The sequence below is a fragment of the Mycobacteroides sp. PCS013 genome (assembly GCF_049532645.1).
GTDB lineage: Bacteria > Actinomycetota > Actinomycetes > Mycobacteriales > Mycobacteriaceae > Mycobacterium > Mycobacterium gwanakae.
This window is the reverse complement of the sequence record NZ_CP150131.1, coordinates 3204808-3220013: the sequence shown is the minus strand read 5'-3', so window position 1 is coordinate 3220013 and position 15206 is coordinate 3204808. Positions and strand designations below refer to the sequence as shown.

Genomic DNA, 15206 nt, shown 5'->3' with positions numbered 1-15206 from the left:
TATGGGCCCGATGCGCCGTGAATATGGACTTCGGCAATATGAGTGCGGTGTTGATCGATGTGACGCTCACGACCGGGCTGACCACCATGGCCGCCGATGCCGCCGAAGCCGAGGGGGCCGGCTACGCGGGTATCTGGACATTCGAGGGCGCGCACGACCCGTTTCTGCCGCTGCTGCTGGCCGCCGAGCACACCAGGGATGTCACCCTGGGGACCTCCATCGCGGTCGCCTTCGCGCGAAATCCGATGCTGTTGGCCAACATTGGCTGGGATCTGCAAGCCTACTCGGGCGGGCGATTCATCCTCGGGCTCGGTACGCAGATCAAACCGCACATCACCCGTAGGTTCGGCATGCCGTGGAGCAGTCCCGCGGCGCGGATGCGTGACATGGTGCTGGCGGTGCGCGCCATCTGGCAGTCGTGGCAGGAACGTGGGCGTCTGGACTATCGCGGCGAGTTCTATCAGCACACCCTCATGACGCCAATGTTCATGCCTGATCCCGCCGAGGTGAGCGCCTTTGGCCCGCCACCTATCTGGCTGGCCGGTGTCGGTAGCGGGATGACCGAGGTTGCGGGCGAGGTGGCCGACGGATTCTTGTCCCACCCGTTCTGTACACCCGACTACCTCGCGCAGATCACCGTGCCGACGCTGGCACGTGGCGCGCAGAAGTCCGGAAAGACACTCGCCGACATTCAGATCCACCACTCGCCGATGATCATCATCGGGCGCGACGACACCGAGCTGGCGAGTGCGCGGGCGGCGGTGCGCAAGCAGCTCGCCTTCTATGGGTCCACGCCCGCCTACTGGCCGATCCTGGAACTGCACGGGCGCTCAGAGGTTGGCCCGAAACTCAAAGAGCTGTCCAAACAGGGCGAATGGGATGCGATGACCAATCTGATCGACGACGAGTTCGTCGATACCGCGGCGATCACCGTGACCGATCCCGCGCAGGGCGCGCGCCAATTGCGGGACCGCTACGGCGATCTGGTGCACCGGTTGGGTTTCAACACCCCGTACCGGCCCGATCGTGCACTGCTGGCAGCGCTGCTGACCGCCTGCGCGGAGGCTCACTAGGCGTGGGTACCTGAGATCGCCACCCCGGCCCCCAGGCCGACAATCATGAAGCCGCCCGCACCGCCCATTGTCTCCAGGCGCTTGGGTGAACGGGCGAACCAATTGCGCGCGGTGCTGGCCAGCAGTGCCCACAGGCTGTCCGAGACAAGAGCTATCGCGATGAACACGATGCCGAAGAGGAAGATCTGGGTCGGCACCGAGCCTGCGGCAGGATCGGCGAACTGCGGCAGCACCGCGGCGAAGAACAACGCCGTCTTCGGGTTGGTCAGGCCGACGATGAAGCCCTGCCGGAAGACGTGTCGTTGTCCCGCCGCGGGCCGGTCTGCGTTCAATGCCTCGTTGAGCGACTTGCGGTTCCGAATCGCCTGTACGCCAAGGTAGATCAGATAGGCAGCGCCAACCAGCTTCACCGCCGTCAGCGCCCAGGAGGAGGCGGTCAGCAGGGCGCCCAGTCCGGCCGTCGCAGGCGCCACGAACACCGCGGTGCCTGCCGTATTGCCCAGCACGCTCAGCAGGCCCGCGCGGCGGCCCAGGCTGAGCGAACGGCCGACGGAAAACAGCACGCTCGGTCCCGGAATCACGATGAGGGCGTACGCGACGAGCGCGAAGCCGATCAGGTGCGATGGCGAGACAGCGGGGATCATCGACCGATCCTGCTACCGGTAGTTCACGAACTGCAAGGCAATATCCAGGTCCGAGCCCTTCAACAGTGCCTGGACGGCCTGCAGGTCATCACGCTTCTTGCTCGACACCCGGATCTCTTCGCCCTGCACCTGCGACTTGACACCCTTGGGGCCCTCGTCGCGGATGATCTTATTGATCTTCTTGGCGTTCTCGGTGTCGATGCCCTGCTTGAGGGTCCCGGTGAGCCGGTAGGTCTTGCCGCTGGGCTGCGGGTCGCCCGCGTCGAAGGCCTTCATGCTGATGTCCCGGCGGATCAGCTTTTCCTTGAAGACGTCCACGGCCGCCTTCAGACGCTCCTCGGTGGAGCTGATCAGCTCGATGGTCTCGTCACCTTTCCAGGCGATAGTGGTGTCGGTCCCACGGAAGTCGAATCGTGTGGTCAGCTCCTTGGCCGCCTGATTGAGCGCATTGTCGACCTCCTGGCGGTCGATCTTGCTCACGATGTCGAATGATGAATCCGCCATGACTGCTCCTCTTTCTGGTCTTCGTATGTTCCGTATCCAGTCGGTTTGCGTTGGCACGACCCTATCGTTGTATCCTGCATCGTCTGATAAGGCGGGTTGCCCGAGCGGCCAATGGGAGCGGACTGTAAATCCGTCGGCTTACGCCTACGCAGGTTCGAATCCTGCACCCGCCACAGCACTCAGGCCCCCTTTCGAGGGGGCCTGAGGTTTTTTCAGGGGGGATGCGCAGATTGCGCCCGGCGTATCGGCTCAGCGCAGATGGCCGGCCAGCTGTCCCTGCTCGCCGAAGAGTTCGGTGTTCCAGCGTTCAACCAGGTCGGTGTTGTCGAATTCATCCGGATGGAAACCGGGCCGGTTGTAGGCCCTGACCCGGGCGAGCACGTCCCGGGTCACGAAGGGCGAATGCCGCAGTTCGGCAATGCTTCTGAACAACCTGACGGGGTTGTACGTCGCCCGGTCGAGAAGCAGCGACATCAGGGTGTCCAGGAGCGTCCCGCACAGGAACACCGTCGTGATCAGCCGCATCGCCCACGCGCGCATGCGCTCGGTGCCCCCGACCGTTCGATAGACGTCGAAGGCCACGGCGCGATGTTCGGACTCTTCCAGCGCGTGCCAGAGGAGCATCGAGCGGACCTCGCCCTCGCCCAGCAGATCTTGCGCGCGCTGATCGGTCAGCAGAGTCTCGGCGAGCGTCGCGGTGTAATGCTCCAGGGCCGCCGTCATGGCGAGGTTGAATCGAGGCGGCAGGTACCGCGTGTAGAGACTCATCCCTCGTTTGGTCATCCGGTCGACGATGCCCGTCGGGTAACCCATCTGCTGCAGTCGCTCGTTGAGTTCGCGGTGCTCACGCCCGTGTGTCACCTCCTGACCTATGAACCCGGCCACCTGCTTTTTCAGCAGGGGATCGGTGATCTGGTCGGAGAAGTGTTTGACGGACCGGATGAAGTAGTCCTCTCCCTCCGGGAACACCGCCGACAGCATCGCGATGATGTGGCTCATCACCAGATCGCCCTGCACGTAGTGGCGATTCAATGAACCGGTCGGATACCGGAACTTGATGCGCCTTGTCTTGATGGGCCGGGCGGCTTCGTCAACAGGGGTGTTCATAGCGGCTCCTGGGTGGGTGTTTCACGGGTGGCTCGATTGACGCCCTCGGCAGGCCAGGGCTCTGGGCCGGTGTCGGGATGATGACGCCAGATGGAGCTGGCGACGACGTAGTGGGCGATGAGGGCGATTCCCCAGCCCAAGAGGGGATAGATGAACCACGGGTATGCCGTGCCATGGTCGAACTGCCAGGTAAGCGCCCAGATCGCCACGAGCAGGACCTGCACAGCGGCGTAGGTGCTGGCGTGGATCCGGAAGGCAGTTCGATTCATCTGCCCGATCCATGCCCGGCGTTTTCGATCGAGCCGTCGCTGCTCCTCGTCGGCCCGGCGTTCGGCACGTTCCACTGCACGTTCAAAGGCGTCATCGCTCACTGCTTGGCTCCTCTCCTGCGATCGTCAACTCTGGCAAGGCCAGTAATCTCCAGGGCGGCCTGATCGAGGATCTTCTCCACCGCGGTGGGATCCACCCGGCCTGCCGACGGCATGATCCGCGCGGAGAACCGGGCGAGGATCTTCTCGAATGAGTCGCCGCGGCCGAACCGTGCGCCGGTGCGCAGCTCCACGCCCGCCAGTACGTCGGCTCTGCTGGTCAGTGCCCGCTCGCCCTCGGCTGACGTGCGGTACACCGTCCGGCCCTCGCGTGTCTGGCCGTTCAGTAGGCCTTCGGCGGCCAGTGCTTCGACTGCGGGATACACGGTTCCGGGCGATGGTTGGTAGCCACCGGCGCCGAACAGCCGTGATAGTTCGGACATCAGTTCATAGCCGTGCATGGGCCGCTGCGCCAGCAGCGCCAGGAGCACGAGGGGCAGTTCGCCATGACGGAAGAAACGTGCCATGACCGTGCCTCCTCTCCGCACCTACGAAACTATTACGAAAGTAGTATCGAAACTATTACGAAGTCAATGGCTCGGTGAGTGGTTCGCCAAGGAGGCACTACATCTGTTGTGGTTCATTTCCGGATCAGCCCCGTGCCGGCGCGAAGAGTGGGGAAATTGGTGCGACCATGCCCGCATGGCTGAAGACGCGGCGGTGGCGCAGGCTCGGGTCCTGCTGCGGTCGCTGTATGAGCACGTGGACTATGTGTCGCAACAGATCGACAAGGCCGAGCGGCAGATCGACCGCCACGCGAATCTTGCTGCCCCACGCCATCATCGGCGCTTGCGCGCCATGCGCAAGGAACTTGACGAGGCGCATCGTCTCATCAGCGGCCTGCACGGTTGTTACCCGGCCACGCGTGCGACATCGCGCGAGACGTCGTACTGATCGGCGCCGGGACGGTCTAGCCGGCGGTCACCGTCAGCTGATCTTGTCCCTCGGCGATATGGGCCGTGGCATGAAAAGTCTTCCCGGTGTGCGACACAAGAAATCGATAGTCACCGGCCACCGGTGCGGAGATGACCACCTCGCCCCAATCGTCGGCCACCATGGCAATATCGTGGACCTCGCCGGGCGCCGAGTCGATGCTGATCACAGCACCGGCCATCGGACGCCCGGCGGAGTCTCGAAACGAGATGCCGACCACGTATCCTCCTGTGTCCGGATTCTCTGATTACCTGAAAAGCCTTGTCACATACCGCCACTCTTCCACGTCGACATGTTGTTGAAGACGGCGCTGTTGATCCGGGTGGCGGAGTTGCCCGAGTTGGCGCCGTTGGTGTGAATGCCGACGCCGTAACGGTTGCCGTTCTGCAACACCCATACCGGTGAACCGCTCTGACCGCCCGTGGTGTCGATGTCGTAGGTGATGACGCGGTCGGAGACCGACTTGGTGCGTTGCGCCATGAACCACTGCTCGCCGTTCTTCTCGCCGGGATACCCGGACAGGTTCAGCGCGGCGGCCTTCAGGAAATCGTCATTGCGAGTGGCGAAACCGAAGTATCCCGTCTGATCGCCCGGACGTGACGACGCCGGCAGGATGATCGCGCCATAGTCGTTGTCGCGATTCTGGTTCTGGGTCCAGCCGGTGACGCTGCGGAAGGCGGTACCCACGTGCGTGCCGAACGGGCGCACACCGGCATTGCGCCCGGGGATCACCTGGATCGAGCGCACCCAGCCGCCATCGGCATGCATATAGACGCAGTGCCCGGCCGTCATCACGGTGCGGGGAGCGATCAGCCAGCCCGTTCCGACATAGGTGCGGTTGTTGGCGGAGGTGATGATCAGGTGGCAGATTGCACGCCAGGGGAACGTGGTGGTGTTGCCGACCCGAACGCCATCATCGGTACCGATGATGACCTCGGCGCTGTTGGCCAACTCGGGGTAACTACCCAGAATGGCGTCCAATGGCGCGAGCTCTGACTCGTCGGTGCTCAACCCGTCGACGGAACCCAGTTCACTGACTGTGGATTCACCGTGCGCTTGTGTTGCGGCGTTGGTGGTTTCGGTGTCGGCGTCGCCCGCTCGCGCCGACGGCAATTCGTGTTCGGTGACAGCGGCCGCACCGGCGGCCCCTGAAATTTCGTACTCGGTCTCGGACGGCTTGTGATTCGTCGACTTGACTGCGGTGGCCATTTTTATCTCCCTGCATAGGGTGTGAGTTCGAGCTAGGACGTATTCATCCTGTTCGGTACCGGAGCGTGATTCACGCGTAGTGCGGTACTCGATCTCACACTGCGGGAGCGGTTTTCGTGTTCAGTTCTGGGAGGCGCGCGCGGCCGAGACGATAGCCCACGCCACCTCGGGATGCTTGATATCGCTGTGTGCACCACTGAACTGGGATTGGCTGGCGTCGTCGATGACCTTGTTGGCGTCAAGCCGGTAGAAATGCCCGCGCTGGAAGTCGTACGGCTTTCCGGCCTCGGCAAGCTCGAGTGTCGTCGCGGCCGGATCCTGCTGGTATCCGTCGTGACCCATCGCGCCCCAGCGGAACCAGGGGTCTTGTCCGGCTTGGCTGTCCTGCCGCGCAAGCATGCTGGCCGCCGGGTACCACCAGCCGACCGCGCGATCGGCGGCGGTGTATGTCGACAGCAGCGGCCCGTCCACACGCTCTTCGAGCCCGGCGAGGCCGCCGGGTCCGCGGCCCGGGTCGAAGAGCAGCTTGCGGTTGAAGGTGAAGTGGGAGAAGGCGCCCTGGATCAGGGTGAGCGACTTGACGGGGCTGGTGCCGGTTGCCGGAAGCCCTGCCAGCGCGTAGGAGACCAGTCGCGCCCCGAAACTGTGTCCGATGAGGTGAATACGGGGCGGGCCGTCGGGGCCCGACAGTGAGGCCAGCAGCGGACCGAGACCGCGCTGGCCGACAACTCCGGCCCGGTTCTTCATCTCGTAGTAGCTCATCGTGCGCAGGATCTCGCGAGCCCCCGACCACAGCGCGGCGAAGGGATTACCAAGTCCCTGTGCGGCACTCGTCGACTTCGGTGCCATGGCGGAGGCTTGTCCGAACACCGCGAGCGGATCGCCCTTCACGATGTCGGACTCGCCGCTGTCCTCTTGCGACTGGGCGGGGGTGGTGACCAGTCCGGCGGCCAAGGTATGGAACTCGATGAGCTTGGCCGACTGCTGCGGTTTCTCGTCGAGCAGCTCGCCCATCTTTTTCAGTTGCGCGGCCTGGACGGGGAAGCGTGGCGTGAGGGCCGCGGCCAGCTCCGCGCCCGTGGAAGGTACGGGCGGCGCGCTATCGGGGCTGTCGTCGGGCAGCAGCACCGACGGCCAGTTGATTCCGGCGACGGCCACACCGTCTGTATCGCCGCCGAGCTGATCGGCGATCAACGAGAACATCGCGGTGTAGAGCTGGCGTGCGGAAGCCACATTGTTGTTCCATCCGTGTGACATCAGGAACAGATCGGTGATGCCACCGGCCGCGACCGCGGCCGGCAATCCGCCATCGCCGTCACCGGTGGCGTCGTTGAGTGAGCCATCGGCGTTGAAATCCGGTTCGTAGTAGGGCAATCCTTTGATCGTTGTCATGATGTAATCGCTCGTCTCTAGGTGTTGGATAGTGCACGCATCAGGTCGACAAGCCCCGCGCCCTGAAAGAACTCGTGACGCCCCAAGTCGACGGCCGACTTCAGGAAGATGTCCTTGACCTCTTGTGGTTTACCCACGAACTCCGTGCGAGCCGACAAAAATGCGGCGATCGCACCCGACACATGTGCGGCGGCCATGGAGGTCCCGCTGTCTTCGATGTAGTTGGCGGCCCCCTCGGTGCCGTCGTCCTTCAACAGGTCAATGCCCTTGGCCATGAGACCGGTTGCCGCAGAGGTGATCCGCTCACCAGGGGCCACCAGGTCGGGTTTGCGCCGGCCATCGAGAGTGGGCCCCTTGGAGGAGTCGAACGTGACACCGCTGGTATGCGGCCGGTACCGGTGGACCGAGCCGACGGTGATGGCGGTGGCAGCATTGCCGGGATCGGTGATGGTGGAGAGCTGGCCGTAGACATCGGCCGTTGTGCCCAAGATCGCGGCGCCCACACCGGCTGCCGCGGTGCCGGCCCCGAGGTTTCCGGCACTGACGACGCAAACCACCCCTGATCCGGTGAGCAGATCGAGCTCGCGGCACAGCGGGCTTTGGCCCGCCGCGTAATCCCTTGGCATCCATCCGCATCCCAGCGACAGATTCACGCCGTGGATCTGTAGGTCGTTGCCGTAGCTGTTGATCTCGCGCACATAGTTGAGGGCGTCGATGAGCACACTGGACAGGGTCTTGCCGTCGTCGTCGAGGACCTTCAGGCTCACCAGGTTGGCGTGCGGAGCCACCCCGGACAGCCTCGACCCCTGCGCCAGCACTCGCGGAACCCATTCCGGCAGCCCCTCGGCGGTCGGTTGAGTGGATGCGATCCGGATGAGTTTCGGGTCGGTGGGGGATTCGCCCGCGATGATGCCGGCCACATGGGTGCCGTGTCCGTAGACGTCGACGAGCGGCCCCTTCGAGGCCTCCGGGGAAAGCGTGAAATCTTTGTGCAGCGGCATCACTGAATCCGCGGTGAGGGTGCCGTTAGCGGCGAAATGGGGATGCTCGGCATCGATTCCCGAATCCAGCACGGCCCAAACGACTCCGGTCCCGCCGGAGCCATAGGTACGGATCGCCGCATCGGCCTTGATCGTGGTGAGTGAGCGGTCCAGATGCGCCTCCACCACCAGATCCGGCCACACCCGCCGGATCAGCTGCAGCGCTTGTTGTGCGCTTTTGGCGGTAGGGGACTTGGCGCCGCCACGGACCAGGCGCTGGATTTCGTCGGGGGTGAGCATGCACCGTACATAGTGGCGGCCGACGGGCGTTGGTGTGGGCGGCTCGTCGCGCAGTACCCGATTGAACATGTGCAGGAATTGGTCGCGCACATCGTCGGGGTCGACACCCGCCCCGACGAGAAGCTCGATCAGCACCATCCTGCGATCGTCATCGTCGGTGACCAAGGCGTTGGCCTCGGCCGGCAGTGCCGTCTGCGGATCGGCCAGGACCATCGGGCTTATGACCGATGGCCGTTTGGGCCCGCGTGGCACGGGGCTGCTCATCGCACACCGAAGGGCATGAATCCGGTGGAACTCATCTGACGATTGTGAACCCAAACGTCCTTGTCGGTCATGAGTATTCGCCTACTCGGTCGATCCGCCGGCCCACGCGGGCGTCCACGGTGCGAAAGGATTCGCGACACCGTCCAGCGCGGCGTCCAGGGACGGGAAGTGCCGGAGCAGCACCGAACGCATCGAGTTGTCCCTGACCCACGCGATGCCTTCCGGCGTGTAGATCTCGGGCCGGAAGTCGGTTGTGAAGAATCTGTCGCTCTCCAGCCGGCGGGACGCCATCAGCACGAAGATTCGAAAAGCGGTGTCGCTGAACCCAAATCCCTTCGGTTTGGGCTCCGCGTACAGCCCGACCATCAGATCCACTCGTTCGACATCGCCGTATATGGCCGCGAGCTCCTTGGCCACCACGGGGTCGTCGGTGAGCTCGCCGAACGAAGACACCGGCCGCAGACGCAGCATCCGCCGGAACTCGTTGTAACGGGGCACGCCCCGCTCACGGACCCGGAGCACGTCGATGGCGGCGAGATCCAAAATGGATCCGTCCGGCCGCTCCAGACGTTGCAGATGACGCGGGAAGTTATGCAGAGTCAGCGCACCCGGATTGGCACGGCCGAACGAATAAATGATGTTCTCTATCGACGTCTCGCTGAAGCGGGTTCGCACATGTTGGACGGCCAGATCCGGTAATTCGTGTTCGGCGATCACGGAATCATCGGAGGCCGACCGCAGCACGAAACGATCGGGAATTAGCGGGTGCATGCGGTACACCGCGACAAATTCTTCGGTCAGCGAATATGGCACGTTATGCAGACTTGTGGGGGAGCCGGGTATACCGCGCAGCAGAGCGTTATGTGGCTGGCGCCGAAATAGGTTGCCTAAGCGCTCGCCCAGAATGCCGGACCAGTTGGAGTTCATCGCGAATACCGTGGTGGGGTGCCCGATTATGGCGGGAGTCCAGTCGATCGTGTGGATTTTCGCCATCAGCGCGGTGTTGACTAGGCGGGCCTTGTCGTACAGCTCCTGGTCGGACATTTCCGGATGACAGGCAGCCAGATGCTCGCAGATCGCGTTGTGTTCCCGCATGAACAGCGAATGCAGGATGGCCAGGCCGACCCAGAAGTTCACGGCCGTCTCTGATGTGCTGGCCAGCGCCTCGACATCAGCAGGCGGCAGGCCTTGTCCGTCCAGCCGTAGCGTGCCCCCGGACCCGGTGCGCAGCGCATCGGCGATGACGCGGGTGCCGCCGTAGACCTGCGATCCGTCCCACCAATGGGTGTCCTGCGTGACGAACGTCGGGGGACCGGACGCATCGGGGCATGGGTCGGGTGCGGTGCGGCGTATCTGCATCGGACGCTGTGGCCACGGATCGTTCCCGTCGACCGGCACCGTCCATGGCTCGGCTTCGACGGTGTTATGGCTGAACCAGTCGTGGACCTCGAATTGGATCCATGCCGCGGCCAGCACGTTCAGCGTCGTCGCCGGAATGAACTCGTCGCGGGTCAGCAGCCTGCGGCTGATCAGCCGCGGGTTCGGGTCCAGGAGTTGTTCGGAGGATTCGGGGAAGGTCTGGGCAAGGGGCGCGTTACGCCCGAACCGGCTGCCGACCGACCCCATCAGCGGATGTTCGAGGTTGTTGTAGGTGCCGTCCAACGTCCGGGCACTGCGGTAGGCGGCGTCCTCCGGCGGCGGTGATCCACCCGGCGCCCGCCCCGTATCGAACAGATTGTCGGCTCGCAGCGCGTTACGGAGCCCGATGAGCACTGCGATGCCGAATGCCGTGGGCAGGCGTGACCACCCGACCGACCGATCAATTCGTGTTGCGAGCCACGAGGCCAATGTGGTGGCTGATGTGGCGGGTCCACTCTTTTTCGCCATACCGTAATGCTGACAAATTCTGACGCGTCAGAACGTGAGTATTGCGCTACTCGATACCCACGAAATCGGATTTCCGATCGCACCGGGAATACCTCGTCAATTCACGCACATGGGCGCTGGCCGCAGCGCAGGATTGAGTAGTCGTGTACTCATGCGCGGCACCTCCGGCATTCACGACACTGAGAACGTCACCGTGTCCGATGGATATCGACCGTCCCGGACCACTAATACGGGAGGACTGGACCGCGATGGGCGCCACCGATGAATCGATCGAAGCGACGCGTACCTACCTTCGGTACAACGAGAACATGGACGCGGCACCTCCCGGCGAGGAGGAAGCCATCGACAAGATCGTCAAGGTGCTGCACACGAACAACCAGCGGGCCTTCCGGAAGTATCGGCATGCCGTTCGTGATGCGCACGCGAAGAGCCACGGCATCTTGCGCGGGGAGCTGACGGTCTATCCGGACCTGCCACCGCACCTACGCCAGGGCATGTTCGCAACGCCCGGTAGTTATCCGATCATCTCCAGGTTGTCCACCACGTCTGGCCTGCTGCGCAGCGACCGGATCCGGGGCGTGCGGGGCCTGGGCATCAAGGTCCTGGGTGTGGCGGGCCCGCGGACGCTCCCCGATGACGAGGCCACCACCCAGGATTTCGTGTTGGTCACCCACCGCGAGTTCCTCTTCGCCGACGCGAAAGCATATCTACGGCGGGGGATGCCCACGGCCTGGTTGCTGGCGCGGCTGCCGGATACCGCGCTGAGACTGGGTAGCAACCTTCTCGGCGGGGTGGCGAAACTGCTTCCACGCGTGGGACTCTCACTGCCGGAATCGGTGGCCGTGTTCGTTCGGCCCAACACCCACATCCTCGGTGACACGTTCTATTCCTCGGCGCCGCTGCGGTACGGAGAGTATGTGGCCAAGCTCAGTTACGTACCGCTGTCGAAGTCCGTGCGGGACCTCGAAGGGGTCCTTCTGCCGGACGACATCGCTGACGACGAGTTCCGCCACCTGGTATCAGAGTTCTTCCGGCACAACAGTGCTGAGTACGAACTGAGGGCGCAACTATGCACCGACGAGAAGACCATGCCCCTGGAAGATGCCACCGTCGCGTGGCCGGAAGGGGACTCCCCGCATCGGGGAATCGCCAAAATCGTCTTCCCCGTGCAAGATTCATATGGTGACAAGAGGCGGGTGTTCGGAGACGACGTACTGTCCTTCAATTCATGGCGCGCCCTGGCCGCGCATCGGCCATTGGGGTCGATCAACAGGTTGAAACTTCGGGTTTACGAGGCCTCCAGCAACTTTCGGCATGAGAAGAACGGTGTGTCGCGGATGGAGCCGGCCGGGGTTCAGGATCTACCGGACTGAGATGGTTGCGATGACACGTGCGATCACCAAACCAGCCGCACCGGAGAAACCGGCCCCCGGACTGGCCCACACAAACCGCCGTCGCGATCTAAACTCTTTCTCCATGTCGGGGAGCTGGCAGTTGCTCGACCGCCCAAACGAATTCGAGGCTGTCCGCGCGACGCTGTCGGACAGCCTGTCGTGCGGTGTGGTGCTGGTCGGCTCGGCGGGAGTAGGCAAGACCACCCTCGCGCGCACGGTCACCGACTCGCTGGAATGCCAGGTTCGCTGGGTGGCGTGCACCGAGTCGTCGCGGAACATTCCGCTGGGCGTGTTCGCTCACTGGATACAGACAACCGGATCGCGTGACCCGGCTGCGCTCATCGCTGCGGCGCGGGAATCCATTGTCGCGACGCCACATCCGATCATCGGGATCGACGATGCTCATCTGCTGGATGATCTGTCGGCGACTCTGCTGCATCAGATCGCGGTCGGCCATGCGGGCCGGCTGGTGGCCACCGTGCGTAGCGGCGAGCCCGTTCCCGATGCGGTCACCGCATTGTGGAAGGACGACTACCTGCGCCGGTTTGAACTCGAGGCGTTCACCAAGCAGCAGAGTGTCGCCCTCGTGGAATCAGTGCTCGGCGGAGCCCTCGAAGGGCTGAGCGCCGACGTGATGTGGGAGTCATCCGGTGGAAATCCGCTGTTCCTGCGACATCTGGTGGAAGGGGCCGTTGAGGCCGGATCCCTCACCGCCGTCAACGGCGTGTGGCAACTGCGCGGTAACACGGTTGTCCCGTCGGGGCTGGCCGCGCTGCTCGGAGATCGCCTCGAACAGTTGGACGGCGACGTACTCAACGTGCTGAAACTGCTGTCCTTGTGTGAACCGCTCAATCTCGACACATTGTGCGAGATCGCAGGTGGCGATGCTCTGGACGGTGCCGAGCTCAGCGGCTTCGTCCGTGTCGAAGCCGACGGCCGGCGGATGAATGTGCGGTTCAGCCATCCGATGCTGGGCGAGGTGATCCGGCGCAGAGTGGGCACCGCATCGGCCCGGCGTCTGCGCGGTCAGCTGGTGCGGGCACTTCGGGAGCGTGACATCGACTCGGCTGCCAAGCGCATCCGGCTCGCGCAGCTGTCGGTCGGCAGCGACGAGGCCACGGACCCGGCCCTCCTGGTCTCCGCCGCGAAGGACGCGGTGTATCTGTCCAACCTGCCGGTGGGTGAGCATCTGGCGCGCTGCGCGGTGGAACGTGACGGAGGCCTGCGCGCGGCCGAGGTGCTCTCGCGCGCTCTGCTGTGGCAGGGCCGGCCCGAGGAAGCCGAGCAGGTGCTCGCCGAGTTCGATCCGGACCAGCTCGATGAACTCTCGCTGGTCCTGTGGGGCCTTCCGCTGGTGTCCATCGCGTTCTGGTCGATGGGCGATGTGCGGCGTGCACACGAGCTGATGGCACTGCTGCGTGAACGGGTGCAGCATCCCGCCCTGAAACTGGTCGTCGACGCGACGGGGGCGGCGTTGGCCGTACACGAGAACCAGTTCGACGAGGGGCTGGCGGCGGCGACGCTGGTGCTGTCGGATCCGGAGGCTCCCCGGCAGGCGGTGGAATTCGCGGCGTTCGGTATCGGGCTCGCGCTGCCCGTCGCTGGCCGCGGCGACGAGTTCGAGCCGATCGCCGCGAGGTGCCGTGCGCAGAAAAGATCCACCGACGGCATGATCGCGGTGATGGTGCGTTACTGCGATGTGCTGGCACTTGTCTACACGGGGCAGCTTCGGCTGGCCGACCGCCGGGTCACGGAATACACCGAATTCTCCTCGGCCGGACAGTTTCTGGCGTGGGCGATAGCGCGCATCATGGCCGGTCTGGTTGCCGTGCACCGCGGCGCCTTCCCGACGGCGATATCGTCGATCGAACAGGCGCTGGCCGCGCTCAATGCCGAGAAGCCACTGCCTTGGCAGCTGCCCGCACGGCTATTACTGGCCCGCGCCTATGCCGCACTCGGCAAGGTGGAAGACGCCGAGCGCGTGCTGACCGAATCCGGAGAACACTCAGGACAGTTCGTCGCATTGCACGACCCCCAGTTGTTGATCGCGAAATCCTGGCTTGCGGCCGCGCGCGGTGCAGACCGGTCGGCGGTCGATATTGCCCGGCGCGCGGCCGACGCCGCACACACCGCGGGCCAATACGCGGTGGAGGCCGAGGCGCTGCACCATGCGGCGCGGTTCGGTGACCGGACCGTGGGGCGCCGCCTCGGGTCGCTTGTCCCGCGCGTGCACGGTCCGCTGGTGCAGCTGTATGCGCGGCACGCGGTGGCCGTCGGTGCCTCCGATGCCGCGGCACTGGATGCGGTGAGTGGTGAGTTCGAGAACGCGGGCCTGCTGCTCTCGGCCGCGGATGCCGCAGCGCAGGCGGTGGCGGTACGCGGTCGCGATGGAGACCGGAGCAAGAGCGCCGAATCCGCAGCCCGTGCACTGCGGATCGCAGGTCAATGCGGTGGCGCCGCTACGCCCGCAATCCGGGCCGCCGCGCGCCCGCTGCCGGTCACCGCACGTGAACGTGAGATCGCGGCGCTCATCGGGCAGGGATTGTGCAACCGCGAGATCGCCGAGCGCCTCACGCTGTCGGTGCGGACCATCGAAGGCCACATCTACCGAGCGTGCATCAAACTCGATGTCGCAGACCGTGATCAGCTTGCCAAGATCGTGTGGAGCGACCTGGCGAACCCGCAGGAATAGGCGGCTGCCAACTGCCCGCGGTGGTTCATTCGTCCGCGGCGTTCTCCGAATCCGGTGGCTGCAGAACGGTGCGTTCGTGCACCAAGTATCCGGATGCGACGGAGAACAGGACAGTGATGGCCGAGCCGACGTCTCCGGGTATCTCGACATTGAACTTGCCGAGGACGAAGACCAGCACGACCGAGATCGCGCCGGCGGTGCCACTGGCCGCAACCTTGGTCGTGGGTATCGGTGACGGCTGCCGGATTGCTTGTCGTTCAAGCGTTGTCATGATCGGCTCCCTTGGGTGATAGGTCTGCTGAAACGGTAGGGCTCGCGGGCCGGTACCCGCACGAGTAGCGGGCTACCTCGTTCCTGGCGGGCGATGAGATGACGCGCTGCGGCCTCGCCGGGGCGGCACCGACCGCGCCCAAATGCAGGTAGTGGATCACTCGTTCGAAATCGCGCGACGCTGCCGAC

The 15206-nt window shown here is 64.4% G+C and carries 15 protein-coding genes and 1 tRNA gene; 5 read left to right on the top strand and 11 right to left on the bottom strand.

From position 1 onward, the window contains the following. Window positions 1-23 precede the first annotated feature (23 nt). A complete protein-coding gene (locus tag RHO23_RS16155; RefSeq protein ID WP_070922985.1) occupies window positions 24-1073 on the top strand; it encodes a TIGR03617 family F420-dependent LLM class oxidoreductase in 1050 nt (349 codons plus the stop codon). Here RHO23_RS16155 and RHO23_RS16150 read toward each other — a convergent pair. Further along, entirely contained in the window at window positions 1070-1717 is a 648-nt protein-coding gene (locus RHO23_RS16150) for a LysE family translocator (RefSeq protein WP_030096585.1), read from the bottom strand. The genes RHO23_RS16155 and RHO23_RS16150 overlap by 4 nt on opposite strands. A gap of 12 nt (window positions 1718-1729) precedes the next feature. Next, window positions 1730-2221: a YajQ family cyclic di-GMP-binding protein gene (locus RHO23_RS16145; RefSeq protein WP_030096586.1), complete on the bottom strand. Its 492-nt coding sequence runs from the start codon at window positions 2219-2221 to the stop codon at window positions 1730-1732. Between the two features lie 90 nt (window positions 2222-2311). On the opposite strand from RHO23_RS16145, the gene RHO23_RS16140 reads away from it, so the two are divergent. Further along, window positions 2312-2394, top strand: a tRNA-Tyr gene (locus RHO23_RS16140). Window positions 2395-2470: 76 nt separating this feature from the next. On the opposite strand, the gene RHO23_RS16135 is transcribed toward RHO23_RS16140, so the two are convergent. The 3 genes from RHO23_RS16135 to RHO23_RS16125 are packed head-to-tail and all read right to left on the bottom strand — an operon-like array spanning window position 2471 to window position 4163. Next, complete coding sequence (locus RHO23_RS16135) at window positions 2471-3328, bottom strand: metal-dependent hydrolase (RefSeq protein ID WP_070915460.1); 858 nt, start codon at window positions 3326-3328, stop codon at window positions 2471-2473. Continuing rightward, complete coding sequence (locus RHO23_RS16130; protein ID WP_070922984.1) at window positions 3325-3699, bottom strand: 2TM domain-containing protein; 375 nt, start codon at window positions 3697-3699, stop codon at window positions 3325-3327. The genes RHO23_RS16135 and RHO23_RS16130 overlap by 4 nt, the downstream gene beginning before the upstream one ends. Then, entirely contained in the window at window positions 3696-4163 is a 468-nt protein-coding gene (locus tag RHO23_RS16125) for a PadR family transcriptional regulator (RefSeq protein WP_070927425.1), read from the bottom strand. Before RHO23_RS16125 ends, RHO23_RS16130 begins: the two co-directional genes overlap by 4 nt. Before the next feature lie 175 nt (window positions 4164-4338). Between RHO23_RS16125 and RHO23_RS16120 the strand changes: the two genes are divergently transcribed. Then, window positions 4339-4590 carry a hypothetical protein gene (locus RHO23_RS16120; RefSeq protein WP_199347551.1) on the top strand — a complete coding sequence of 84 codons (252 nt, stop codon included), beginning with the start codon at window positions 4339-4341 and terminating at the stop codon, window positions 4588-4590. Window positions 4591-4606: 16 nt separating this feature from the next. Here RHO23_RS16120 and RHO23_RS16115 read toward each other — a convergent pair whose 3' ends face one another. The 5 genes from RHO23_RS16115 to RHO23_RS16095 all read right to left on the bottom strand — a co-directional run bounded on the left by RHO23_RS16115 (window position 4607) and on the right by RHO23_RS16095 (window position 10661). Then, a complete protein-coding gene (locus RHO23_RS16115; RefSeq protein ID WP_057964819.1) occupies window positions 4607-4849 on the bottom strand; it encodes a hypothetical protein in 243 nt (80 codons plus the stop codon). 44 nt (window positions 4850-4893) lie between these two features. Beyond that, the gene (locus tag RHO23_RS16110; protein ID WP_081346035.1) at window positions 4894-5838 is read right to left on the bottom strand and encodes a trypsin-like serine peptidase; all 945 of its coding nucleotides are present in this window, start codon (window positions 5836-5838) and stop codon (window positions 4894-4896) included. 120 nt (window positions 5839-5958) lie between these two features. Beyond that, on the bottom strand, window positions 5959-7230 hold the full coding sequence (locus RHO23_RS16105; RefSeq protein ID WP_070922982.1) for a serine/threonine protein kinase: 1272 nt from the start codon (window positions 7228-7230) through the stop codon (window positions 5959-5961). Between the two features lie 17 nt (window positions 7231-7247). Next, window positions 7248-8774, bottom strand: a complete 1527-nt coding sequence (locus tag RHO23_RS16100) for a S8 family peptidase (RefSeq protein WP_070922981.1) — start codon at window positions 8772-8774, stop codon at window positions 7248-7250. An 81-nt stretch (window positions 8775-8855) separates the two neighbouring features. Then, entirely contained in the window at window positions 8856-10661 is a 1806-nt protein-coding gene (locus RHO23_RS16095; protein WP_070922980.1) for a peroxidase family protein, read from the bottom strand. 248 nt (window positions 10662-10909) lie between these two features. On the opposite strand from RHO23_RS16095, the gene RHO23_RS16090 reads away from it, so the two are divergent. Both RHO23_RS16090 and RHO23_RS16085 read left to right on the top strand, forming a co-directional pair. Next, the gene (locus RHO23_RS16090) at window positions 10910-12034 is read left to right on the top strand and encodes a catalase family protein (protein WP_030096596.1); all 1125 of its coding nucleotides are present in this window, start codon (window positions 10910-10912) and stop codon (window positions 12032-12034) included. A 103-nt stretch (window positions 12035-12137) separates the two neighbouring features. Beyond that, on the top strand, window positions 12138-14747 hold the full coding sequence (locus tag RHO23_RS16085; protein ID WP_070923162.1) for a LuxR C-terminal-related transcriptional regulator: 2610 nt from the start codon (window positions 12138-12140) through the stop codon (window positions 14745-14747). A 25-nt stretch (window positions 14748-14772) separates the two neighbouring features. Here RHO23_RS16085 and RHO23_RS16080 read toward each other — a convergent pair whose 3' ends face one another. Further along, complete coding sequence (locus RHO23_RS16080) at window positions 14773-15018, bottom strand: hypothetical protein (RefSeq protein ID WP_064409551.1); 246 nt, start codon at window positions 15016-15018, stop codon at window positions 14773-14775. Window positions 15019-15206 lie beyond the last annotated feature (188 nt).